At 61.8% G+C, this 1135-nt stretch carries 2 protein-coding genes; both read right to left on the bottom strand.

Going from position 1 to position 1135, the window contains the following annotated elements:
• Positions 1 to 494: BMP family ABC transporter substrate-binding protein (locus tag EN991_RS37185; protein WP_127370572.1), on the bottom strand; the 494-nt coding region annotated here is incomplete at its 3' end.
• On the bottom strand, positions 491 to 1135 hold a 645-nt coding region (locus tag EN991_RS37180; protein WP_164769705.1), incomplete at its 5' end, for a GntR family transcriptional regulator. The genes EN991_RS37180 and EN991_RS37185, both read right to left, overlap by 4 nt.

Here is a 1135-nt window from a genome sequence, read left to right as displayed (position 1 = left end):
CCGCCGATGAAACCAATCTTGCCCGATTTCGACATGTAGCCGCCGGCCGCGCCGGCGACGAAAGTGCCCTCGTAATATTTGGCTTCAAAGGTACCCAGATTGGCAAGGTGGACGATGCCGGAGCAATGTTCGAAAGCCACCTTGGGGAACCGCGGCGCCACTTTCTGCATGGGCGTTCCGTGCGAAAAGCTGGTGCCGAAGATCAGTTTGTTGCCGGCGCTGGCCAGCTCGCGGAAAATGCGCTCCGCATCCTGCGGCATGAAGATGTTGTCGATGACGGTGAGTTCGGCCTTGTCGCCGAACGCGGCTTTGATCGCCTCGACGCCAAGGCTGTGCTGCTTGGTCCAGCCGATTTCGGCGATCGGCGAGACGTAGACGACGCCGATCTTGAGCACCTCTTGAGCCTTGGCGACCGTGCTCAGCCCTCCGGCACCGAGCGCAGCACCCAGCGCACCGCTGTATTTCAGGAATCCGCGTCTTGTCAGGTCGTTCATGTCGGTAACCCTCTGTTGGTTTTTTTGGTTGATGCCCGGCTTGTCGATGCCCGGTCTTTGTTAGGGAGATGGACGTGCGCGTGCGCCGCGCCGTCGCCATTCCCGGATGGTTTTGCCTGCCTCAATCCAGCCGATATCGTCGCTCCGTCGGCCTTGCCGTCGAGATAGGGTGCGAGCGCTTCGGCAGGCGTCATCTCCGGAAACACCTCGCGATCCATGATGTAGCCGCGCACCACGGTGCGGTGATGCGTGTCGATCAGGTCCATGGCCTGTTTCAGGCGGCCCTTTTCCAGAAGGTCGACGACCCTCGAATGATCGTCGAGCAGATTGCAATAGTCGAAATCGGCTGAAATGAGCGAGCGCAGCAACGTCGTGCGGCGCACCAGCTGGGCATGGATTTCCTGCATCACCTTGTTGCGGCTAAGGCGCACGAACACCGTGTGGAATTCCTGGCCGAGCACGTCGGCCAGCGCATCGTTGCCGGCGGCGACTGCCTGGCGCTGGCGTTCGACATGCTGGCGCAGCTCGGCCCATCCGGCGGGGCCAAGGCGATCGCTGAGCTGGGCCGCCACCCCCTGTTCGACAAGGGTCAGCGCGTCGTAAATCTCCATTGCCTCCTGCATGCTTGGCCTGGCGACGAA

The sequence above is a fragment of the Mesorhizobium sp. M7A.F.Ca.US.005.03.2.1 genome (assembly GCF_003997795.1).
Lineage (GTDB): Bacteria > Pseudomonadota > Alphaproteobacteria > Rhizobiales > Rhizobiaceae > Mesorhizobium > Mesorhizobium ciceri.
This window is presented reverse-complemented; position numbering and strand designations above follow the sequence as displayed.